This is a genomic window from Kitasatospora sp. NPDC057936 (assembly GCF_042887525.1).
GTDB lineage: Bacteria > Actinomycetota > Actinomycetes > Streptomycetales > Streptomycetaceae > Kitasatospora.
The window spans coordinates 1-21,782 of record NZ_JBHVPD010000057.1; the positions used below are offsets into that span (position 1 = coordinate 1).

General features: G+C 72.6%; 18 protein-coding genes and 1 pseudogene. 11 read left to right on the top strand and 8 right to left on the bottom strand.

What is annotated here, in order from left to right; all coding sequences use genetic code 11:
- Nucleotides 1-128 precede the first annotated feature (128 nt).
- The 5 genes from ACFVU9_RS26820 to ACFVU9_RS26840 all read left to right on the top strand — a co-directional run bounded on the left by ACFVU9_RS26820 (nt 129) and on the right by ACFVU9_RS26840 (nt 4,393).
- Nucleotides 129-833: a TVP38/TMEM64 family protein gene (locus ACFVU9_RS26820; RefSeq protein ID WP_380442987.1), complete on the top strand. Its 705-nt coding sequence runs from the start codon at nt 129-131 to the stop codon at nt 831-833.
- 58 nt (nt 834-891) lie between these two features.
- On the top strand, nt 892-1,407 hold the full coding sequence (locus ACFVU9_RS26825; RefSeq protein ID WP_380442985.1) for a DinB family protein: 516 nt from the start codon (nt 892-894) through the stop codon (nt 1,405-1,407).
- A gap of 271 nt (nt 1,408-1,678) precedes the next feature.
- Nucleotides 1,679-2,071 carry a cell division protein SepF gene (locus ACFVU9_RS26830; protein WP_359961994.1) on the top strand — a complete coding sequence of 131 codons (393 nt, stop codon included), beginning with the start codon at nt 1,679-1,681 and terminating at the stop codon, nt 2,069-2,071.
- A gap of 145 nt (nt 2,072-2,216) precedes the next feature.
- Nucleotides 2,217-2,816 carry a TetR/AcrR family transcriptional regulator gene (locus ACFVU9_RS26835; protein WP_380442983.1) on the top strand — a complete coding sequence of 200 codons (600 nt, stop codon included), beginning with the start codon at nt 2,217-2,219 and terminating at the stop codon, nt 2,814-2,816.
- The gene (locus ACFVU9_RS26840) at nt 2,813-4,393 is read left to right on the top strand and encodes an MFS transporter (protein ID WP_387597552.1); all 1,581 of its coding nucleotides are present in this window, start codon (nt 2,813-2,815) and stop codon (nt 4,391-4,393) included. Before ACFVU9_RS26835 ends, ACFVU9_RS26840 begins: the two co-directional genes overlap by 4 nt.
- A gap of 80 nt (nt 4,394-4,473) precedes the next feature.
- Here the strand turns inward: ACFVU9_RS26840 and ACFVU9_RS26845 are convergent, their stop codons facing one another.
- From ACFVU9_RS26845 to ACFVU9_RS26855, 3 genes are all read right to left on the bottom strand, one after another.
- Complete coding sequence (locus ACFVU9_RS26845) at nt 4,474-6,942, bottom strand: SpoIIE family protein phosphatase (RefSeq protein ID WP_387597555.1); 2,469 nt, start codon at nt 6,940-6,942, stop codon at nt 4,474-4,476.
- Between the two features lie 149 nt (nt 6,943-7,091).
- Nucleotides 7,092-7,712 (bottom strand): TetR/AcrR family transcriptional regulator, encoded by a 621-nt coding sequence (locus tag ACFVU9_RS26850; RefSeq protein ID WP_387597558.1) that lies wholly within the window; start codon nt 7,710-7,712, stop codon nt 7,092-7,094.
- Between the two features lie 70 nt (nt 7,713-7,782).
- Nucleotides 7,783-9,372 (bottom strand): 4-coumarate--CoA ligase family protein, encoded by a 1,590-nt coding sequence (locus ACFVU9_RS26855; protein WP_387597561.1) that lies wholly within the window; start codon nt 9,370-9,372, stop codon nt 7,783-7,785.
- A 236-nt stretch (nt 9,373-9,608) separates the two neighbouring features.
- On the opposite strand from ACFVU9_RS26855, the gene ACFVU9_RS26860 reads away from it, so the two are divergent.
- Together ACFVU9_RS26860 and ACFVU9_RS26865 are read left to right on the top strand one after the other, a co-directional pair.
- A complete protein-coding gene (locus ACFVU9_RS26860; RefSeq protein ID WP_387597564.1) occupies nt 9,609-10,340 on the top strand; it encodes a hypothetical protein in 732 nt (243 codons plus the stop codon).
- Nucleotides 10,327-11,013, top strand: coding sequence for a class F sortase (locus tag ACFVU9_RS26865; protein ID WP_387597567.1), 687 nt, complete (start codon nt 10,327-10,329; stop codon nt 11,011-11,013). Before ACFVU9_RS26860 ends, ACFVU9_RS26865 begins: the two co-directional genes overlap by 14 nt.
- Before the next feature lie 7 nt (nt 11,014-11,020).
- Here the strand turns inward: ACFVU9_RS26865 and ACFVU9_RS26870 are convergent, their stop codons facing one another.
- The 4 genes from ACFVU9_RS26870 to ACFVU9_RS26885 are packed head-to-tail and all read right to left on the bottom strand — an operon-like array spanning nt 11,021 to nt 17,521.
- Nucleotides 11,021-12,193 (bottom strand): acyl-CoA dehydrogenase family protein, encoded by a 1,173-nt coding sequence (locus ACFVU9_RS26870; protein WP_387597570.1) that lies wholly within the window; start codon nt 12,191-12,193, stop codon nt 11,021-11,023.
- 13 nt (nt 12,194-12,206) lie between these two features.
- On the bottom strand, nt 12,207-14,165 hold the full coding sequence (locus tag ACFVU9_RS26875; protein WP_387597573.1) for an acetyl/propionyl/methylcrotonyl-CoA carboxylase subunit alpha: 1,959 nt from the start codon (nt 14,163-14,165) through the stop codon (nt 12,207-12,209).
- Nucleotides 14,166-14,198: 33 nt separating this feature from the next.
- Nucleotides 14,199-15,797 carry an acyl-CoA carboxylase subunit beta gene (locus ACFVU9_RS26880; RefSeq protein ID WP_380442965.1) on the bottom strand — a complete coding sequence of 533 codons (1,599 nt, stop codon included), beginning with the start codon at nt 15,795-15,797 and terminating at the stop codon, nt 14,199-14,201.
- Nucleotides 15,794-17,521: an acyclic terpene utilization AtuA family protein gene (locus tag ACFVU9_RS26885; protein WP_387597576.1), complete on the bottom strand. Its 1,728-nt coding sequence runs from the start codon at nt 17,519-17,521 to the stop codon at nt 15,794-15,796. The genes ACFVU9_RS26880 and ACFVU9_RS26885 overlap by 4 nt, the downstream gene beginning before the upstream one ends.
- 427 nt (nt 17,522-17,948) lie before the next feature.
- Between ACFVU9_RS26885 and ACFVU9_RS26890 the strand changes: the two are divergent.
- Together ACFVU9_RS26890 and ACFVU9_RS26895 are read left to right on the top strand one after the other, a co-directional pair.
- Nucleotides 17,949-18,068, top strand: a pseudogene (locus ACFVU9_RS26890) (IS630 family transposase); the annotation flags it as partial.
- A 110-nt stretch (nt 18,069-18,178) separates the two neighbouring features.
- Complete coding sequence (locus ACFVU9_RS26895) at nt 18,179-18,304, top strand: hypothetical protein (RefSeq protein ID WP_387597579.1); 126 nt, start codon at nt 18,179-18,181, stop codon at nt 18,302-18,304.
- A gap of 24 nt (nt 18,305-18,328) precedes the next feature.
- On the opposite strand, the gene ACFVU9_RS26900 is transcribed toward ACFVU9_RS26895, so the two are convergent.
- The gene (locus tag ACFVU9_RS26900) at nt 18,329-19,282 is read right to left on the bottom strand and encodes a zinc-binding alcohol dehydrogenase family protein (RefSeq protein ID WP_387597582.1); all 954 of its coding nucleotides are present in this window, start codon (nt 19,280-19,282) and stop codon (nt 18,329-18,331) included.
- A 212-nt stretch (nt 19,283-19,494) separates the two neighbouring features.
- On the opposite strand from ACFVU9_RS26900, the gene ACFVU9_RS26905 reads away from it, so the two are divergent.
- Together ACFVU9_RS26905 and ACFVU9_RS26910 are read left to right on the top strand one after the other, a co-directional pair.
- Entirely contained in the window at nt 19,495-19,698 is a 204-nt protein-coding gene (locus tag ACFVU9_RS26905; RefSeq protein ID WP_380443035.1) for a hypothetical protein, read from the top strand.
- Between the two features lie 800 nt (nt 19,699-20,498).
- Entirely contained in the window at nt 20,499-21,497 is a 999-nt protein-coding gene (locus ACFVU9_RS26910; protein WP_387597584.1) for a LysR family transcriptional regulator, read from the top strand.
- The last annotated feature ends 285 nt before the right edge of the window (nt 21,498-21,782 follow it).

Below are 21,782 nucleotides of genomic sequence, written 5' to 3' on the forward strand. Positions count from 1 at the left end.
CGGTGGGGGCACCTCCCGGCCGGAGGCTGGGGGACATCGGCGACCGACGACAACGCAGCGAGGCGCGTGCCCTGGCGTCGCGGCACCCGGCCTGAGCCGACGGACACACCCGAGGCTAGGCTCGGGCGGTGCACGCACCAGACGCAGCCCCCGCACCGCCCGAGCCCGCACCGCGTTCGCCGTGGTGGCGCTTCGCGCTGCTCGTCCTGATCCTCGGCGCCGCCGCCGGGTCGCTGCTGCTGTGGAGCCCGACGGCGTTCCTGCGCGGCGGGCTGCCCGCCGGGGTGCCCGGGTACTGGCTCGCGCCGGCCTTCGTCACGGTCTACGCCCTCGGCACGCTCGCCTTCCTGCCCCGCCCGGCCCTCAACGCCGCCGCCGGGCTGCTGCTCGGCATCCAGCAGGGCACCCTGCTCGCCGTCCTCGGCACCACCCTCGGCGCGGCGGCGGCGTTCGGCCTCGGCCGGGCCCTCGGTCGCGACGCGCTGCGCCCCTTCCTGCGCGGGAAGATGCTGACCGCCCTGGACCGCCGCTTCACCGACCAGAGCTTCCGCAGCGTCCTGCTGCTGCGCCTGATGCCCGGCCTGCCGTTCCAGGCCGGCAACTACGGCGCCGCGTTCTCCGGCACGCGCTTCGTGCCGTACGTCCTGGCCACCGCCATCGGCGTCGTGCCGACCACCGCGGTGTACGTGACGGCCGCGGCCAGCGCGCGCCGGCCCGGCTCGGTGTCGTTCCTGCTGTCGGCGGGCGTGATCGGGGTGTTCGGCCTGGTGACCCTGGTCTCGCTCTGGCGGGCCGCCGTCGCCCGCCGCCGCGCCGCCGCCACCACCGCCTGAGCCGGACACGCGCTTATTCGCTCGCGATCCACCCCCGCCCGGCGCCACCATGGCGGCCATGACCAACCTCACGCCGCGGGTCGACCCGCCCATGTCCGCCGACGAGACCACCATGCTGACGGCCTGGCTGGACTTCCACCGCAGCACGCTCGCCCTCAAGTGCGAGGGCCTCACCGACGACCAGCTGCGCACGCGTTCCGTCCCGCCGTCCGGCCTGTCCCTGCTCGGCCTCGTGCGGCACATGGCCGAGGTCGAGCAGCACTGGTTCCAGGGCATCCTGCTGGGCGCGGACGTCAGCACCGGCCACTACTGGACCCCGGAGAACGAGGACGGTGACTTCGACGACGTCGCCACCGCGGACGTCGCCGCCGACTTCGCCACCTGGCACGCCGAGGTCGACGCCGCCCGCCGCGCGATCGCCGGCCTCCCGCTCGACACGGTGGGCAAACGGCAGCGCCGCGACGCGGACGTGACGCTCCGCTGGATCCTCGTCCACATGATCGAGGAGTACGCGCGGCACAACGGTCACGCGGATTTTCTGCGCGAGCTGCTGGACGGCAGGACCGGGGAGTGAAATCGTTTCCGCATTGTTGACAGAAGGTCAATTACGCGGTGACCACGACCGATAAGGTCTACGCGCGCAACCGTACGCAAGCCACCCGCGTCGATGTTGGTGCCCGGGTCCGCCCGGGTTTCCGGCACGGCACGACTCGTACGGGGGGCGCGAGCGGGCACGGGACCGGTGAACAGTGCGATACTCGGACAGTTCCGACGAGTGGATGACGTGTCAAAAAGGGCACGCGCACCCGGGGGGACGCGGCCGGGACGAGGCAGGGAGGCGCGGCATGGGAGCACTTCGCGACGAGCACCACAACGGGTGGCTGATGCCCTCGGGGCACTACCCGGCCGCCGTGTACGACGACGAGTGGAGCGAACGGGACACCGTGCCCGCGATGCCGTCGCCGGCCAAGATCGTCTCACTGCGGCCGACCGGATTCGAGGCCGCCCGCACCGTCGGCGAGCACATCCGGGCCAGCACTCCGGTGGTCATGGACCTCACCGAGATGGAGGAGGCCGAGGCCAAGCGGATGGTCGACTTCGCCTCCGGGCTGATCTTCGGCACCCAGGGCGGCATCGAGCGGATCGCCCGCCGGGTCTTCCTGCTCACCCCGGCCGACGTCGAGGTCATGGTGATCGACCGCCCGCTCGACGACACCGGGTTCTACAACCAGAGCTGAGCTCCCGAGGGAGCGGCACGAGGACCGGGGACGGCAACCGCCGTCCCCGGTTTTTTGCTGCCCGGCCGCCGGCCCCACACGCCCCACCTGAGGCGACCAATCCTATTTTGAGACATCCATGTCTCACTTGAGCTACACTCGAAGCATGGCCACCGATCGCGACACCGTCCTCGAAGCCGCCGTCAGCGTGCTCTCCCGCCGCCCGACCGCCCACCTGGACGAGATCGCGCGCGCCGCCGGCATCAGCCGCGCCACGCTGCACCGGCTGTTCCCCGGCCGCGAGGCCCTGATCCGCGAGGTCGGCCTGCTCAGCCTGCAGCGCTTCGCCACCGCGCTGGACACCGCCACCGCCGGGGAGGGCGACGCCGAGGCCGCGGTACGCCGCCTGGTCGAGGTCGCCGTCCCCGACGCCATGCTCTGCGCCTTTCTGGCCGGCGAGAACCAGCTCTACGACGACGAGAACATCAACGCCCTCTGGGAGACCCAGACCGAACGGCTGCACGCGCTGTTCCTGCGCGGACAGCACCAGGGCGTCTTCCGGATCGAGCTGTCCGCCGCCTGGCTCAGCGAGGCGTTCTTCGACCTCGTCGCCGGCGTCGGCTGGGCCATCCAGGACGGCCGGCTCGCCCCGCGCGACGCCGCGTTCTCGATCACCGAGCTCTTCCTCGGCGGCGCCCTGCGCCGACCCTCGTCCCCCGCTCCCACCTCCTCTTCGGCCCGCTCAACGGAAACCGATACACCATGAGCAGCACCGTCCTGACCACTCCGAGCCTGACGAACCCGACCCCGAGCCGCCGCTGGAGCGGCCTCGCCGTCCTCGTCCTCGCCGTCACCCTGGTCGCCGTCGACGCGACCGTCCTCTCCCTCGCCATCCCCTCCATCAGCGAGACGCTGCGCCCCAGCGGCACCCAGCTGCTCTGGATCGGCGACGCCTACTCCTTCGTCCTCGCCGGCCTGCTGGTCAGCATGGGCGCGCTGAGCGACCGGATCGGCCGCAAGAAGCTGCTGCTGGTCGGCTCCACCGCGTTCGGCGCCGCCTCGCTGCTCGCCGCGTACGCGCCCGGGCCCGGCTGGCTGATCCTGGCCCGCGTCCTGCTCGGCGTGGCCGGGGCGACGATCATGCCGTCCACCCTCTCGCTGATCCGCAGCCTCTTCCCGGACGACCGGGAGCGGGCCACCGCGATCGGCATCTGGGGCGCCGCCGCGGCCGCGGGCGCCGCGCTCGGGCCGGTGGTCGGCGGCGTGCTGCTGGAGCACTTCTGGTGGGGCTCGGTGTTCCTGCTCAACATCCCCGTGCTGCTCCTGCTGCTGGGCTTCGGCGCCTGGCTGCTGCCCGAGTCCAGGGACCCGAAGCCGGGCCGCTGGGACGTGCTGAGCGTCCTGCTGTCACTGGCCGGTGTGATCGGCGTCGTCTACGCGGTCAAGGAGGCCGCCGCGAACGGCGTGACACGCTGGGACGTGCCGCTCGCCGGCCTCGTGGGCGCCGCCGCGCTGACCGTCTTCGTCCGCCGCCAGCTCCGGCTGGACACCCCGCTGCTGGACGTCCGGCTGTTCCGCGACCGCCGGTTCACCGCCGCCGTGCTGGCCTCGCTGATCTCACTGATCGGTCTGTCCGGCGTGGTCTTCGTGACCTCGCAGTACCTCCAGCTGGTCCGCGGCTACGAGCCGCTGCAGGCGGGCCTCGCCGAACTGCCGGCCTTCGCCGGCTCGGTGGCGGGCGGTCTGCTGACCGCCCGGCTGGTCCGGCGCACCGGCGCCCGGGCCGCGCTGACGTTCTGTCTGCTGGCGATGGGCTTCGGCGTCGGTGTGCTCGGCTGGCTCCAGCAGGACACCACGTACCTGGTGCTGGCCGCCTCGTTCCTGCTGGTCGGGACGGCCGAAGGGGTGGTCTACACGCTCGGCGCCGACCTCGTGCTGAGCGCCGCGCCGGCCGACAAGGCCGGGGCCGCCTCCGCGGTGTCGGAGACGGCGTACGAGCTGGGCACCGCGCTCGGCATCGCGCTGGTCGGCTCGGTGGTCGGCTCGCTCTACGCGAGCGGGCTGTCCGTCCCGCAGGGCGCGGACCCGGCCGCCGCCGCCCGGGCCGGCGAGTCGCTCGGCGGGGCCGTCGAGGCGGCCCACGGGCTGCCCCAGGCCCTCGGCGAGCCGCTGCTGGCGAGCGCGAAGCACGCGTTCGTCCACGGGATGAACGTCGCGGGCATCGCGTCGGCCGTGCTGCTGATCGGCGCCGCCGCGATGGCCTGGCGCCTGCTGCGCGGGCTCTCCGCCCCGGCGGCCGAGCCGACGGAGGTCCGGCCGGCGCCCGAGAAGGTGGATGCCTAAACGGTTCTGCAGCGAAACGGTTCTGCTCCTAAGCGGTTGGGCGGCCCCGCACCCTGTTCCCGGGTGCGGGGCCGCCGCCGTCAGTGGCTCGCCCTGAAGGGCAGTTCCAGCTCGGCCCAGACCACCTTGCCGTCCCTGGTCAGCCGGCTGCCCCAGCGCTGGGCGAGCTCGCTGACCAGGAACATGCCGCGCCCTCCCTCGTCCTGCTCGGCGAAGGGGCGCAGCTGCGGGGTCTGGCCGCCGGCGTCGGAGACCTCGACGGTGAGCACGCGGTCGCGGAACAGCCGCAGCCTCCGCGGGGCGTCGGCGTGCAGGAGGGCGTTCGTGACGAGCTCGCTGACCAGCAGTTCAGCGTAGTCGGCGAGCGGGGTCAGGCCCCAGCGTTCCAGGGTCGCGCGGGTGAAGCGGCGGGCCTTGCCGGGCAGGCGGCCGCCGCCGGTGAGCGGGAGGGTGGCGATCCGGTCGGCGGGCAGCGGCAGCACCCGGGCCATGATCATCGCAATGTCGTCGTCGGTGCCGTCGGTGACGAGGGCACCGAGCACGGCGTCGCAGGTCTGCTCCAGGGTGCGGCCGGGCTCGGCGAGGGTGCGGGCGAGCAGATCGATGCCCTTGTCGATGTCCTGGCCCCGGCGCTCGACCAGGCCGTCGGTGTAGAGGGCGACCATGCCGCCCTCCGGGAGGGTGAACTCGATCGACTCGAAGGCCACGCCGCCGACGCCGAGCGGCACGCCGGGCGGGAGGTCGACCCGGCGGGCGAGCCCGTCGGGGCCGACCCACACCGGCGGCAGGTGGCCGGCCGAGGCCACCTGGACGGTGCGCTCCAGCGGGTCGTAGACCGCGCAGATGCAGGTGGCGAACTGGCCCTCGCCGATTCCGTGCGCGGTCTCGTCCAGTCGGGTGAGGACCTGCTCGGGCGGCATGTCGAGGGTGGCGAGGGTGCGGGCGACGGTGCGCAGCTGGCCCATCGTGGCGGCGGCCCGGATGCCGTGGCCCATCACGTCGCCGACCACCAGGGCCACCCGGCCGCAGGACAGCGGCACGACGTCGAACCAGTCGCCGCCGACCTCGCTGACGACGCTGCTGGGCAGATAGCGGTAGGCGATCTCCAGGCCGAGGGTGCGGTGGATCTCCTGCGGCAGGAGGCTGCGCTGGAGGGTGAGCGCCGTCTCGCGCTCGCGCCGGTAGAGCCGGGCGTTGTCGAGCGCGAGGGCGGTGCGGGCGACGAGCTCCTCGGCGAGGGCGACGTCCGCGTCGGTGAACGGCTCGGGGTTGCGCATCCGGATGAACTCGGAGCCTCCGAGGACCATGCCGCGGGCCGAGATCGGCACCATCAGGTACGAGTGGATGCCCGCCGCGATGCCGGGGGCGACGCGCTCCTCGCTGGCGACCAGGCCGCGCAGGACCTCCTCGTCCACGTGGGCGCGCAGCAGCGGCTTCCCGCTGCGCAGGCACTGGGTGTAGCTGCGGTGGGGGGCGTACTCGGAGGTCTCGCCGACGGCGTCCACGGCGTGCGTGAGGCCGGACTCGTAGGACTCGCCGACGGCGACGGCCCGCAGCTTGATCGGGCGGTCGGCGGGGATCGCGGTGGGCTCGGCACCGCGCAGCACCGGTTCCAGGAGGTCGACGGTGGCGAAGTCGGCGAACCGGGGGACGACGGCCTCGATCAGCTCCTCGGCGGTGCGCTGGAGGTCGAGGGTGGTGCCGATCCGGGCGGTGGCCTCGGCGATGGTGGCGAGACGTTCCTGCGCGCGGGAGGCGCGGGCCTCGGCCTGGAAGCGCTCGGTGACGTCGATGATCGAGGAGGCGACGCCGAAGACCCGGCCGGTGGAGTCCTCCAGGCGGAAGTAGGAGGCGGACCACGCGTGGTCGCGCCTCGGGTCCCCGGGGACGCGGCCGTGCGAGCGGGCGTCCACGACGGGCTTGCCGGTCCTGAGCACCTGTCTCATGGTCTGCTCGATCTCGGCGGTGTTGATGCCGGGCAGGACGGCGGATATCCGGCGGCCGAGGTGGGCGGCGGCCGGGACGCCGTTCATCCGGGCGAGCGCCTCGTTGATCCGCACGTAGCGCAGCTGGGTGTCGTACACGGCCATGCCGATCGGCGAGCGGCCGAAGATGCCGTCGAGGACGGCGAGGTCGGCCTCGATCTCGTGGATGGCGCCGGTGTCGGAGGCGGTGGCGAGCAGGAGGAGGGTGCCGCCCGGGCCGGCGATCGGGTAGGTGCGGAACTCCAGCTCGACCCGGTGGCCGTCGCGGTGGCGCACCGGGAAGACGAAGGAGGTGCCGGTGCCGTCCATGATCCGCTGGAAGATCGCGAGCACCTCGCCGCGGTCGCGCTCGTCGGTGAGCAGCCGGGCGGCGTAGCTGCCGACGGCCTCGTCGGCGGTGAAGCCGAGCAGGGCCTCGGCGTCCTCGCTCCAGTGCAGGATGAGGCCGTCGCCCTGGACCAGGACGGTGGCGAGCGGGACCAGTCGGTGGCCCTCGGGACGTGCGGGGGCGGCACCCGGTGCGGGGCCGGCGGCGTCGGTCGCGTCCCACTCGTGTCCGTGCATGATCAGGCAGCACCCCGGTTCGGCTCGTGCCCGGCCGGGTGGGCCTCGCGGTCGGTGCCGGCCGGGATTCTTCTCCAGACTGCACGGACATCGGCCGCCCGGCGACCCCTTGGAGGGGGGCCGTTCCGGTCGCTCCTGTCGTACGGGCGTCATGGGCGTACCGGGCGCAGCGTACTCTCCAGAAGGCCCGCCCACTGCCGGATCACTCCGGATCGTCGGGCGCTGTCGTCGGTGAGCAGGTTGGCCAGGCCGAGGCCGCGGGCGAGGTCCAGGGTGGCCTGCACCGATTCGCGCACGCCGGGGCGGGTCTCGTCGGCGTCCAGGAACTCGACGGCGGCCCGGTGGGCCTCGCGGCCGACGTGGCCCTCCAGGGCGATGATCCGCTCGCGCAGCGGTTCCTCGGTGGCGGCGGCCGTCCACAGGTGCAGGGCGGCGCGGAACAGCGGGCCGGTGTAGAGGCGCACGATCATGTCGACGACGGCCCCGGTGCGGTCGGGGCCGGCGGCCGGCAGCTCGTCCGCGTGGGCGCGGACGGCCGCCAGCCGCTCGGCGGTGACGTGCTCGACGGCCGCGGTGAACAGGTCCTCGCGGGTCGGGAAGTGGTGCTGGGCGGCGCCCCGGGAGACCCCGGCGCGTTCGGCGACCACGGCGACGGTGGAGCCGTGCCAGCCGCGTTCGGCCAGACAGTCCACGGCCGCCGCGAGCAGCCGGGCGCGGGTGGCACGGCTGCGGTCCTGCCGGGGGGTGCGGACGGCGGAGTGGCTGGTCATCGGTGCTGGCGGTTCCTGTTCCGGTGGGGGCTCGGCGGGTCGATCCTCACAGCTGCGCCCTGCGTACGGGTCAGCGGGCCGCCGCCTCTCGGGCTCGCAGTTCGCGGCGGAGGATCTTTCCGGCGGGGGACTTGGGGACGGCCTCGACGAACTCGACCGCGCGCACCTTCTTGTAGGGGGCGACCTGGTCGGCGACGAACGTGGTGACGTCCTCGGCGCTGAGCCTGCTGCCGGGCACCCGGACGACGAAGGCCTTGGGACACTCGGTGCCCTCGGCGTCCGTCACGCCGATGACGGCGGCGTCGGCGATCTGCGGGTGGCCCAGCAGGACGGCCTCCAGTTCGGCGGGGGCGACCTGGTAGCCCTTGTACTTGATCAGCTCCTTGACCCGGTCGACGATGTGCAGGTAGCCGCGGTCGTCGACGAAGCCGACGTCGCCGGTGTGCAGCCAGCCCTCCTCGTCGATCACGGCGTCGGTCTCGGAGGGGCGGCCGAAGTAGCCCTTCATCACCTGCGGGCCGCGGATCAGGAGCTCGCCGGGCTCGCCGGGCCCGAGGTCCGTCCGGGTGCCGTCCAGGGCGGTGACGCGCAGTTCCGTGGAGGGGACCATCCGGCCGACGGCGCCGGGCGAGGGGTCGGTGTCGTGCGGGGAGACGACGTGGGTGACCGGGGACAGCTCGGTCATGCCGTAGCCCTGGAGCAGGTGCGGCAGGCCGAGGCGGCGGGCGCAGGCGGCGGCGAGCTCGGTGTCGAGCGGGGCGGCGGCGCACAGCAGGTACTCGACGGAGGACAGGTCGAAGCGCTCCACCAGCGGGTGCTTGGCGAGGGCGAGCGCGATCGGCGGGGCCACGATGAGCGCCTGCACCCGGTGCTCCTCGATGGCGCGGCAGAACTGCTCCAGGTCGAAGCGCGGCAGCACGACCACCGCGGCGCCGCAGCGCAGCGGCTGGTTGAGCAGCGCGGCGAGGCCGTAGATGTGGAAGAACGGCAGGACGGCGAGCACCCGTTCACCCGGCTCGGGGCGGTACAGGGCGTCCACCTGGCCGAGGTTGGTGGCGATCGAGCGGTGGGTGAGCATGACGCCCTTGGGCAGGCCGGTGGTGCCGCTGGAGTACGGCAGCACGGCGACGTCCTCGCCGGGATCGATCGGGACCTCGGGCACCGGGGCGGTGCTGGCGAGCAGGTCGGCGAGCGAGCGGTGGCCGTCGGCGCCGTCCAGCACGACGATCTCGCGCAGCGGGCGGCCCTCGGCGGCGAGCAGCCCGGCGGCCTTCGCGGCGGTGGGCAGGAAGTGGGAGACGGTGACCAGCCAGCGGGCGCCACTGTCGCGCAGCTGGCCGGCGAGCTCGTTCGGGGTGGCGAGGGAGGAGACGGTGGTGACGGTGGCGCCGGCCCGGGTGGCGCCGTAGAACGCCATCGGGTACGCGATCGTGTTGGGGCTGAAGAGCGCCAGCACGTCGCCCTTGCGCACGCCTGCGTCGGCCAGGCCGGCGGCGACCCTGCGCACGGACCCGGCGAGCTCGGCGTGGCTGACGGTCCGTCCGGTGAGGCCGTCGATCAGGGCCGGCCGGTCGCCGTACCGCTCGGCGTCGCCGAGCACCGCGTCGTGGATCGGCAGGTCGATCGTCGGTACGTCGGGGAAGTCGCTGAGGAACACCAAGGTAAGCCTCCACTAAGGAAGTTGAGGTGGATTCTGGACCGGCGACGGGTCTCGGGGGCGGGTCGGCCGGGGGCGCGTTCAGGAGCATACGGACAGCGGAGGGACGCTGGGCCATTGTGGGGAACGACGGCCGGAGCGCGCGTGGCACAGTTGCCGCCGGGGGGCGCCCGGTCGGACGGTGTGCACCACGGCCGCCCGCCCCCGGGAGCGGCCCCGGAACCTGGAGCACCCCAACCGTGAGAGCCACCTCCCCTACCCTGCCGCGCGGCCGCCGCCTGCTCGCCGCCGCCACCACGGCCGTCGTCCTCGCCCTCGGCGGGGCACCGCTCGCGTTCGCCGCACCGGGCGACAACGGCGACGTCAAGATCCACAACAGCACCACTCCGGTGAGCGACACGCGGGACGAGCCCAAGGTCTGCGTGTTCTACCTGGACGCGTTCAACTTCGACACGATCCAGCAGGTGAACTGGACGATCGAGCAGCAGCCGCCGACCGGCACGGCGCAGGTGCTCGCCGGGTCGATCACGCTCACCAACGGCACCGGGAACACCGGCAACTTCACCCTGCCGGACGGGCACTACAAGCTCGACTGGACGTTCGTGGGCGAGAACGGGTCGGCCAAGCACAAGGTCTTCGACGTCTCGTGCGCCTCCTCGTCGCCCTCGCCGTCGTCGTCGCCCTCGTCGTCGCCGTCCTCGTCGCCGTCGTCATCGTCCTCCTCCTCGCCGTCACCGTCACCGTCACCGAGCGCGTCCTCCAGCACCTCCCCCAGCACCTCGCCCAGCCACGCGCACTCGCCCAGCGCCTCCCCCAGCGGCGGGCCCCACGGCGGGGTGCCCACCGGTGGCGGCGGCACCTCCGGGGCCAACGCCGCCGAGGTGATCGGCGGGGTCGCGCTGCTCGTCGGCGCCGGCGGCCTCACCATCCGCGCGATGCGCCGCCGTCCCGGGACCAATGCCGACTCCTGACCTCCCCTTCCGCGTACCGCGCGGCGGCCCCGGCCCGGTCACGGCCGGGGTCGTCGCGCTGGCTCTCGCGGCGGGCGGCATCTGGCTCGTCCACGTCGGCACCGACGGCCGGGACGGGCCGCCGCTGCCGTCCCCGGCCGCCACGGCCGTACCGGCGCCGAGCCCCGGCCGTCCGCCGGTGGCCACGCCCCCGCCGGTCCCGGCCCACCCGCCGCTGCCCGCCTCGCCGCCGACCAGGATCCGGATCCCCGCGATCAAGGTCGACGCCCCGGTCATCGGCCTCGGGCTCAGCGCCTCCCGGCAGCTGAACCCCCCGCCGATGGACCAGCGCAACCTGGCCGGCTGGTACCGCGACGGCACGGCGCCGGGGGCCTCCGGCAACGCCATCACCATCGGGCACGCCGACAACCGCACCGGCCCGGCCGTCTTCTACCGGCTCGGGCTGCTGCGCCCCGGCGACACCGTCGAGGTGGCCCGCAAGGACCGGCGCACGGCGGTGTTCACGATCGACTCCGTCCGGGTGTTCCCGAAGAAGGACTTCCCGGACGCCCTCGTGTACGGCGCCACCGAGCGGGCCGAGCTGCGGGTGATCACCTGCGGCGGCAAGTTCGACCGGAAGACCGGGTACGAGTCCAACACCGTCGTGTTCGCCCACCTGACCGGCGTCAAGTGACCCGCCGTCAGTACGACTTCGGCAGCCCGAGGGTGTGCTGGGCGACGTAGTTGAGCACCATCTCGCGGCTGACCGGGGCCACCCGGCCCACCCGGGTGGCGGCCAGCAGCGCACCCAGCCCGTACTCCTGGGTGAGGCCGTTGCCGCCGAGCGTCTGCACCGCCTGGTCGACCGTGCGGGCGGCGGCCTCGCCGGCCGCGTACTTGGCCATGTTGGCCGCCTCGCCGGCCGCGAGGTCCTCGCCCCCGTCGTAGAGCAGCCCGGCCTTCTGCGTCATCAGCCGGGCCAGCTCGATCTCCACCGCGCACTGCGCCAGCGGGTGGGCGAGGCCCTGGTGGGCGCCGATCGGGGTCGACCAGACCGTCCGCGTCTTCGCGTACTCGACGGCCTTGCCGAGGGCCTGGCGGGCGAGGCCGAGCGAGAACGCGGCGGTCAGGATCCGCTCGGGGTTGAGGCCCGCGAAGAGCTGGAGCAGGCCCGCGTTCTCGTCGCCGACGAGCGCGTCGGCGGGCAGCCGGACGTCGTCCAGGAACACCTGGAACTGCTTCTCGGGGGCGACGAGCTCCATCGGGATCGCCCGGAACTCGAAGCCCGGGGTCTCGCGCGGGACGACGAACAGGCAGGGCTTGAGCTTGCCGGTGCGGGCGTCCTCGGTGCGGGCGACGAACAGCACGTCGTCCGAGTGGTCGATGCCCGACACGAACACCTTGCGGCCGGTGAGCAGCCAGTCCTCGCCGTCGCGGCGGGCCACGGTGGAGATCCGGTGCGAGTTGGAGCCGGCGTCGGGCTCGGTGATGCCGAAGGCCATCCGCCGGGTGCCGTCGGCCAGTCCCGGCAGCCAGCGGCGCTTCTGCTCGTCCGTGCCGTACCGGGCTATGACCGTACCGCAGATCGCCGGGGAGACGATCAGCAGGAGCAACGGGCAGCCGGCGGTGCCCAGTTCCTCCAGGACGATGGCGAGGTCGGTGATGCCGCCGCCCCCGCCGCCGTACTCGGCGGGCAGGTTGACGCCGAGGTAGCCGGCCTTGCCGGCGTCGGCCCACAGTTCGTCGGCGGGTTCGCCGGCCCGGGCCTTGGCCAGGTAGTACGCGGAGCCGTAGCGGCGGCCGAGGTCGCCGACGGCGCGACGCAGGGCCTGGCGTTCGGGCGTTTCGAGGAGCTGACTGCCGATGGCGGACATGCGGGGTCCTTCCTCAGGCCTCTTGGGCGACAACGGTGGGTTTGACGACGGTGGGTTTGACGACGGCGAGCAGGGTGCCGACTTCGACCTGCCGGCCCGGGGTGGCGCGGAGTTCCACGAGGGTGCCGTCGGCGGGGGCGACGACGCGGTGCTCCATCTTCATCGCCTCCAGGAACAGCAGGGGCTGCCCGGCGGTGACGGTGTCGCCGACGGCGGCGGCGACCCGGATGACGGTGCCGGGCATCGGGGCGAGCAGGGCCCCCGGTTCGGTCTGCGCGGCGGGGTCGGGGAAGCGGGGGACGACGGTGAGGGCGGTCGTGCCGTCCGGGGTCTCGACGAAGACGTCCGGGCCGTAGCGGGCGACGCGGTAGGTGCGGCGGATCGTGCCGTGGCGGAGGGTGACGCTCTCCGGCGTGTGCTCTTGCTCGTGCTCGACGAGCTCGGTGTCCGGGTGGTCGTCGGCCCGCAGGCCGTCCCGGGTGAGGCGGTAGCGCACCTCCAACTCGCCTCCGTCGGCGGCCCGGTAACGCTTGACCTGCGACTGGGACGGGAGGTTGCGCCAGCCGGACGGCAGCGGCGTGCGGCGCTCCGCCGCGTCGGCGAGGGCGGCGGCCAGGGCCGCCCGCGCCGCGCCCTTGTCGTCCGGGGCGGTGAGGTCGGCCGCGTGCTCGGCGAGGAAGCCGGTGTGCAGGCGGCCCTCCAGAAAGGCCGGGTGGCGCAGTGCTCGGGCGAGCAACTCCCGGTTGGTGGTGGGTCCGTGGAGCCGGGCGCGGGCGACGGCGTCGGCGAGGCGGCGGGCGGCGGCCGCGCGGGTCGGGGCCCAGGCGATCACCTTGGCGAGCATCGCGTCGTAGTGCGGCGTGATGGTGCTGCCGTTCTCGACGCCGGAGTCGAGGCGGAGCATGCCGCCGAACTCCTCGTGCGGGACGGTGAGTTCGAAGCGGTGCAGGGTGCCGGTGGCGGGCCGGTGGTCGTGCGCCGGGTCCTCGGCGTAGAGGCGGGCCTCGATCGCGCAGCCGTTCGTGGGCGGGGGTGCGGCGGGGAGCTTCTCCCCCTCGGCTACGGCGAGTTGGAGCGCGACCAGGTCGAGTCCGGTGACGGCCTCGGTGACCGGGTGCTCGACCTGGAGGCGGGTGTTCATCTCCAGGAAGTGGAAGCGGCCGTCCTCCGCGAGGAGGAACTCGGCGGTGCCCGCGCCGACGTAGCCGATCGCGCGGGCGGCGGAGACGGCGGCCGCGTGCAGCGCGGTGCGCACGGCGTCGGGGATCCCGGGCGCCGGGGCCTCCTCGATCACCTTCTGGTGGCGCCGCTGCAGCGAGCAGTCGCGGTCGCCGACCGCCCAGACCGTGCCGTGGGCGTCGGCCATCAGCTGGACCTCGACGTGCCGGCCGGTGGGCAGGTAGCGCTCGCAGAACACCTCGTCGGAGCCGAAGGCCTTGGCGGCCTCGGCCTTCGCCGCCTCGATCTCGCCCGGCAGCTCCGCCAGCGAGCGGACGACGCGCATCCCCCGGCCGCCGCCGCCCGCCGCCGCTTTGACCAGGAGCGGCAGGTCCGCCTCGGCGGGTTCGACGAGGGCGTCGAGGACGGGCACGCCCGCCTGCGCCATCAGCCGCTTGGCGGCCGTCTTGGAGCCCATCGCGGCGATCGCGGCCGGCGGCGGGCCGACCCAGGTGAGGCCCGCGTCGAGCACCGCCTGCGCGAACCCGGCGTCCTCGGACAGGAATCCGTACCCCGGGTGGACGGCATCGGCGCCCGCGTCCAGAGCCGCCCGGACGATCAGGTCGCCGCGCAGGTAGGTGTCGGCGGGCGCGGCGCCGGGCAGCCGGACGGCGGCGTCGGCCTCGCGGACGTGCAGGGCGCCGGCGTCCGGGTCGGAGTGCACGGCGGTGGTCGCGATGCCGAGGGCGCGGCAGGTGCGGAACACCCGGCGGGCGATCTCGCCGCGGTTGGCGACCAGCAGGTTGGTGATCATTCCAGGTCCCCTTCTACCTTCTCCATCCGGCTTCTACATCCGGAAGACGCCGTAGCCGCGCGCGCCCTCGACGGGCGCGTTATGGATCGCGGACAGGCAGAGGCCGAGCACCGTCCGGGTGTCGCGCGGGTCGATCACACCGTCGTCGTAGAGCCGGCCGGACAGGAACGCCGGGAGCGACTCCGCCTCGATCTGCTGCTCGACCATCGCGCGGATCGCGGCGTCCGCGTCCTCGTCGTACGGCTGCCCCTTCGCGGCGGCCGACTGGCGGGCGACGATCGACAGCACTCCGGCCAGTTGCTGCGGGCCCATCACCGCGGACTTGGCGCTCGGCCAGGCGAACAGGAACCGCGGCTCGTACGCCCGCCCGCACATGCCGTAGTGGCCGGCGCCGTAAGAGGCGCCCATCAGCACCGAGAGGTGCGGCACCGTGGAGTTCGAGACGGCGTTGATCATCATCGAGCCGTGCTTGATGATCCCGCCCTGCTCGTAGTCCTTGCCCACCATGTAGCCGGTGGTGTTGTGCAGGAACAGCAGCGGGGTGTTCCGCTGGTTCGCCAACTGGATGAACTGGGCGGCCTTCTGGGACTCCGCGCTGAACAGCACGCCCTGCGCGTTCGCGAGGATCCCGACCGGGTAGCCGTGCAGGCGGGCCCAGCCGGTGGCCAGGCTCGGGCCGTACATCGGCTTGAACTCGTCGAAGTCGGAGCCGTCGACGATCCGGGCGATCACCTCGCGCGGGTCGAACGGCACCTTGAGGTCGCCCGGGACGATGCCGAGCAGCTCCTCCTCGGCGTACTTCGGCGGCTCGGCGGACGCGTCCGGCCCCGGGCCCGGCTTGCGGTGGTCCAGCCGCGCGACGATCCGGCGGGCGAGGCGCAGCGCGTCCGCCTCGTCGACGGCGAAGTGGTCGGCCAGGCCGGAGGTGCGGGCGTGCATCTCGGCGCCGCCGAGCGACTCGTCGTCGGCCTCCTCCCCGGTGGCCATCTTCACGAGCGGCGGGCCGCCGAGGAACACCTTGGCGCGTTCCTTGACCAGCACGGTGTGGTCGGACATGCCCGGCACGTAGGCGCCGCCGGCCGTCGAGTTGCCGAACACCACGGCCACGGTGGGGATCCCGGCGGCGGACAGCCGGGTGAGGTCGCGGAAGAGGGCGCCGCCGGGGATGAAGATCTCTTTCTGGCTGGGCAGGTCGGCGCCGCCGGACTCGACCAGGTTGACCAGCGGGAGGCGGTTGTCGAGCGCGATCTCGTTGGCGCGCAGGGCCTTGCGCAGCGTCCACGGGTTGCTGGCGCCGCCGCGGACCGTCGGGTCGTTGGCGGTGATCACGCACTCGACGCCCTCGACGACGCCGATGCCGGTGACCAGCGCGGCGCCCACCGGGTAGTCGCTGCCCCAGGCCGCCAGCGGGGAGAGCTCCAGGAACGGCGAGTCCTCGTCGATCAGCAGCTCGATCCGCTCGCGCGGCAGCAACTTGCCGCGGGCGCGGTGGCGTTCGACGTACTTGGGGCCGCCGCCGGCCAGCGCCTTGGCGTGCTCGGCGTCGAGGGCGGCGAGCTTGTCGAGCATCGCGGCGCGGTGCTCGGCGTGGTCGGGCGCGGCCGGGTCGACGCGGGTGGGAAGGACGGTCACGACGCCTCCGTGCGGTCGAGGAGCGTTTCGGGGACATCGACACATCGGGCACGCAGCCACTCCCCCAGCGCCTTGGCCTGCGGGTCGAAGCGGTGCTGGGCGGCGACGCCCTCGCCGAGCAGGCCGGTGATGACGAAGTTGAGCGCGCGGAGGTTGGGCAGCACGTGCCGGGTGATGGGCAAGTCCTGGGCCTCGGGGAGGAGTTCGCGCAGCCGGTCGACCGTGAGGGTGTGCGCGAGCCAGCGCCAGCCCTCGTCGTCACGGGCCCAGACGCCGAGGTTGGCGTCGCCGCCCTTGTCACCGCTGCGGGCTCCGGCCACCAGGCCGATCGGAGCCCGGCGGCTGGGGCCGGCGGGGAGCGGCTCCGGGAGCTCCAACGGCCCGTCGGCGTCCGGCGCTTGAGGGCCGACCTGCCCAGGGGGAATGCTCACGTGACGACCGTCCGGGAGGACGGCGGTGTGCTCCACGGCCTTCGCGTCGACGTACGCGGCGGTGAACACCCCGTACGGCGCGCCCGGGCCTGGAGGCGCGGTCAGATGGAAGCCCGGGTAGCCGGCAAGGCCCAACTCGACGGCGGCCTTGCCGAGTTCGCGCCCGACCTTGGACGGGTCCGGGTCCCGGGCGGTCAGGCGCAGCAGCGCGGAGGCGCCCTCCTCGGTGGGCGCGTCCGGGTGGTCGGTGCGGGCGAGGGTCCAGGTCAGCTCGGCCGGGCGGCGGCCGGGCGGAATGGCCGCCTCCAACTGCCGCTGCACCAGCTCCGACTTGGCCTCGATGTCGAGCCCGGTGAGGACGAACACGACCTCGTTGCGGTGGCCGCCGAGGCTGTTGAGGCCCACCTTGAGCGTGGCGGGCGGCGCCTCGCCGCGCACACCGTCGACGCGGACCCGGTCGGGGCCCTCCTGGGTGAGGCGGACGGTGTCGAGCCGGGCCGTGACGTCCGGCCCGAGGTAGCGCGAACCCGTGGTCTCGTACAGGAGTTGGGCCGTGACGGTGCCGGTGGTGACGGCGCCGCCGGTGCCCGGGTGCTTGGTGATCACGCTGGAGCCGTCGGCATGCAGCTCGGCGATCGGGAAGCCGGGCCTCGTCACGTCGTGCTCCCGGAAGAACGCGTAGTTCCCGCCGGTGGCCTGCGCTCCGCATTCCAGGACGTGGCCGGCGACGACGGCGCCGGCGAGGGCGTCCAGGTCGGCCGGGGTCCAGCCGAAGTGGGCGATCGCCGGGCCCGCCACCAGGGCCGCGTCGGTGACCCGGCCGGTGACGACGACGTCCGCGCCCTCGGCCAGGCAGGCCGCGATCCCGAACCCGCCGAGGTAGGCATTGGCGGCCAACAGTCCATCGGGCAGCCCGAGTTCGGCGATGCGCGGGAGCAGGTCGTCGCCCTCGACGTGGGCCACGGCGGCTGCGATCCCGTACCGCAGGGCCAGCTTGCGCAGTTCGCCCGCGAGCCGGGCCGGGTTGAGCCCGCCCGCGTTGACGACGATCCGCACCCCGCGCTCGCGGGCGAGGCCCAGGCACTCCTCCATCTGCCGCAGGAACGTCCGCGCGTACCCCAGCGACGGGTCCTTCAGGCGGTCCCTGGCCAGGATGAGCATCGTCAGCTCCGCCAGGTAGTCCCCGGTCAGCACGTCCAGCGGCCCGCCGGTGAGCATCTCCCGGACCGCCGCGAACCGGTCGCCGTAGAACCCCGAAGCGTTCCCGATCCGCAAACCCGCACGCGCGCGCACCAATGCGCCTCCCCTGCCGGTGAGTTGACGGCCACCCGACGGCCACCGCCGGGCAGCAGCGTGGCACCGGCCGGAGAAAAAAGCAATCACGCCTGCTTGTTTTTAACCTTGCCCGATCGACCGGGCGCAGGCTCCCGGTGTGACTGGAAGTCGTAGTTGGTTCGCGGCGGGGATGGCGTGCGGCCATTTCCCGCCGACCACGTACTCGTTCGCTTTTCTCGCACGTCGCGTTCCTCCAGGCACCCGACAAGTGTCCGCTCTGAGGACGCACTTGGGGCCGGCGTGGCATCACGTCGGTCGTCACGGTGAGCGGACGGCGCTCGGGGCGCCTGTCGGTGGCCGGGATGATCGCCATGCGGCCCGGATCGCGTACCCGGCTGTGCCACCGTCTGGTCTCCCACCGGAGGGCAAGGGCACGCGGCGCAGCATGAACGAGAAGGACTTCATCGCCCTGATCGACGGTGTCCACCAGCTCGTCCGCGCGCCGGTCGTGTTGGTGTGGGACCGATTGAACACCCATGTCTCCCGCAGGATGCGGGAGTTGATCGACCAGCGCGAGTGGCTGGCGATGTTCCTGCTGCCCGCCGGCTCGCCCGACCTGAACCCGCGGAGTGGGTGTGGGCGCACGTCAGACGCAGTCTGGCCAACCTCGCTGTCGTGGCCCTCGACCGTCTGGAGAACCTCGTCCGCAACCGGCTCAAACGCCTCCAGTACCGGCCCGAACTTCTCGACGGCTTCATCGCCGGAACCGCCCTCACCCTCGATATCCCAACGTCACCCTGACGAGCCGACGCCGGTAACGTCCACTCACGGGCGGAGAACGAGTTTGCCCTTCGATCGGCGCCCGAGTAGGTTCTCGTGCGCATCGCGGGCCCGGGACAGGTCGTATTCCGCTCCGACCAGGGGCCGTAGGCGACTCCGTGCCGTGAGGTCGAGCAGCTCCGCCAGTGCCACGCTGCCGGCGCCATCCTTGGCGAGGAGCGGGACGAGCCAGAAGCCGGCGACGGTGATGCTGTCCACCGCGAGTCGGCTCGGAGGGATCGCGGAGGCCGGCTGCCGGGACGAGGCGCCGTAGGTGACCAGTCGGCCGAGGTATCCGAGCGTGTCCAGGGCGCTGTCGAGGACGGAGCCTCCGATAGCGTCCAGGATGATGTCGACTGGGCGTCCGTGATTGGCGTCAAGGATCCGTTCCCGGTAGCCCTCCGCGTCACCGTCGATCGCCGCGTCCGCGCCGGCTTCGAGAGCGAAGGCTCGTTTGTCGTCGGACGACGCCGTGGCGATGATTCGCCCTGCTCCGAACTCTCGGGCCAACTGGACGACGAGGCTGCCCGTCCCGCCCGCGGCGGCATGGACCACCACGCTCTCCCCGGGTCTGATGCGCGCGACCGACCGCAGCAGATGCCATGCCGTCAGCCCCTGCACGAGAACGGCTAGCGCTTTACCCTCGCTCACATTCTCCGGCAAGGCGATCAGGTCGCGGTCGGCGACGACCGCCTGTGCGGCGTAACCGCCCTGCCGCACATAGCCGAGGACTCGTCGTCCAGCAGCCGTCCGGCCCACCACCTCCATGCCCGGAACACGTGGCAACGGACCTTGAGGAGCGTATGGGCCGTCAGTGTGCTCGCCCGCGATCTGCTTGATGTCGCCGAAATTGACGCCTGCGGCGTCCACTTGGACCAGGGTCTCGCCCGGCCCTGCCACGGGGGTCGGCACATCGGCCTCCACGAGGACCTCGGGGCCGCCGAACCGCTCGTACCGCATGGCACGCATAACCAGTCTCTCCCACCACGGTCACAGATCTCATGAGTCCGACGTCCCCACACCGCCAACTGTCTCTCCCGCAGCGGGCCGCCTCTGACAGGGCGCCGTCATGCCAGGGTCAGGGTACAACTCCTGTCTCCGGCAACCTTCCGCACCTCGGGGGAACCTCACTTCCGAGAACGTACACCGACCGGTGAACTGGGAATCGGCACATCGTTCGCAGGCTCAACGCCTCCGAGAGGACCGTGGAGAACCACCTCAGCGGCGTCTACCCCAAACGTGGAGCGACCGGCAGAACCCAGGCCTTCCTCTGCACCCAACTCGTAGTTTTGCCGACTGAACGGACAGTACCGGGCAATGGGTTCAATCGGCCATGTGGCCGAGACAGGACCTTTCGAGAAGGACGCTCCTGTTAGACCATGGGCAGTACGAACAGTGCTATGGACGGGGAAACGGGGAGCATTGAAGGGCCATCATATAAGGAGAAAATGGGGAGACCTGATACAGAGTCTCAACCTTCGTCACCGGCGTTCCCTGTCGAATGCCCTGTCGGGATCCCCGTCTCCACCGCCTCCTCGCACGAGAGAAGCCCCTTTCCGGCCTCGGTGCCGCCCGGCGTGGGCGATCTCGTCAGCCGGCTCGAACGTTTCCTGCGGCACTGAGGTGCGCATCCGAGGCAACCACGCCACTCGCCCACGCCTTCAGGCGCGATCCGAGGAACCACGCGCTCGGCGCGCTGCCGGGTCGCTCCTTCATCGTGCCGACCGTCTCGGCCACGCACGTGACGGTGACCGAATGGTTCCGCCCGGCCGCGAAAGCAAGTCGCCGCCTGCCGAACAGGGTCCTCCTGTGGCTCCTCGTCATGTCCGTCCTCTTGCCGCCCCTCACCCGGCGTGCACCCCGTCGACTTCTAGGTCCGCTTCGCCACTCGCCCAACGGCCGACGCCTACGATCTCGACCTCGCCGACACAGCACGCCTTGCCGCCTGGACCTGGGGAATCGATCCTCTTCTGGAGACACGGCCCCCGGCTTCCCAGGCGTGCAGCCTCCTTGTCGTAGCCGCGGAGCAGTGGAGCCTGTGCGGCTTCTCGTTCCCCCGCCCTCGGACTGCTTCCTGTCCGTGCCCGGCCCGCAGCGCGGCGGCTCGCCATCGGGCGGGAGGACATCGAACGACACGGCTCCCTTCTCCCCACACCACGACCGACCTGCTGACTTCATGGAGATCCGCATGTCTTCCCCACGCGTACTCGCAACAGACACGACATCTCACTCGCGGCAACGTGCACAGGCGCAGGTGCACCGGGAGGAGACGGAGCCGCTCAACCCGGGCTGGCTCCGTACCTTCATGGAGGTCTACCGGACGGGATCCTTCGGGGGTGCGGCCCGGAAACTGCACATCTCGCAGCCTGCGGTCACGCATCAGATCCGGCTGCTGGAGGAGAGGGTCGGGACGCGTCTGTTCGTGCGTCAGGCCACCGGGTCCAAACCCACGCCGGCCGCCGATTCCCTTGCGCATGACGCCGAGGGCCCAGTCGATGCCCTCAACTTCGTGTTGCAGCGCTATTCCAGTAGCGGTGGCCCGCCCGGCAGGATCCGGATCGGTGCTCCCGGTGACCTGATCAGCGACCGGATCCTGCCCGTGCTCGCCGATCTACTCCTGGACAGCGTGCAGTTACGCACGACTCCCGCGCTGTCCGACGCGTTGCTCTCCCAGCTGACCGCGGGCGAGCTCGACATCGTTGTTGCCCGGACGCGCCCCCGCGTGACGGGGATCAGCGCGCTACCCCTCTACGACGAGGAGTGGAGCCTGGTCGCCCATCCCGACGTCGCGCGGACGATCCCCGCGAAGCATCTCGCCCGCAAGGCTCCGCAAATCCTCGGGGGCCGTCACCTGATCGCCTGCGCCGAGTCCTTACCGCTCATCGACCACTACTGGTGGTCGGTCTTCCACGCCGAAGTGCCCGCGGCACCCGATGTGGTGGTTCCCGATCAACGGGCCGTACTCGCCGCCGTCAAGGCATCGGTCGGCATCGCCGTGCTTCCCACCTATCTCTGTGCCGACGATGTCGCCCAAGGCGCGCTGGTCCCCCTGGTCAGACCAGAGGTACCGCCGATCACCACCACGTACCTCGCCACACGGGAGGGAGACGTCACACGTTCCCAGATGTCGGCCGCTCACAGCAGGCTCCTCGAGCACGGCCGTCGCTGGACCTGACCGCACAGGAACCACCTGCATCGCGCCCTGGACGCCGCGAGCCAAAATAGTTGAGGTCATTATCATCTGACCTCGCCGCTTCCTCCTCGACGGACTTCACGCGCACACGTCTGATCGCCCTGCCGTCGGAGGACTGTGCGGCTCTGCACGCCGGACTGCGCCGGATGCTGAACCGAGCGCGGAGGTCGGGCGGGAGGCGCGCCGCGCCCCCCCCCCCACCACCGGCGGCCCCCCCACTAGTGCCCCCCCGCAGCCCAATCCGCGAGCGCGCCGGACGCGCACGGC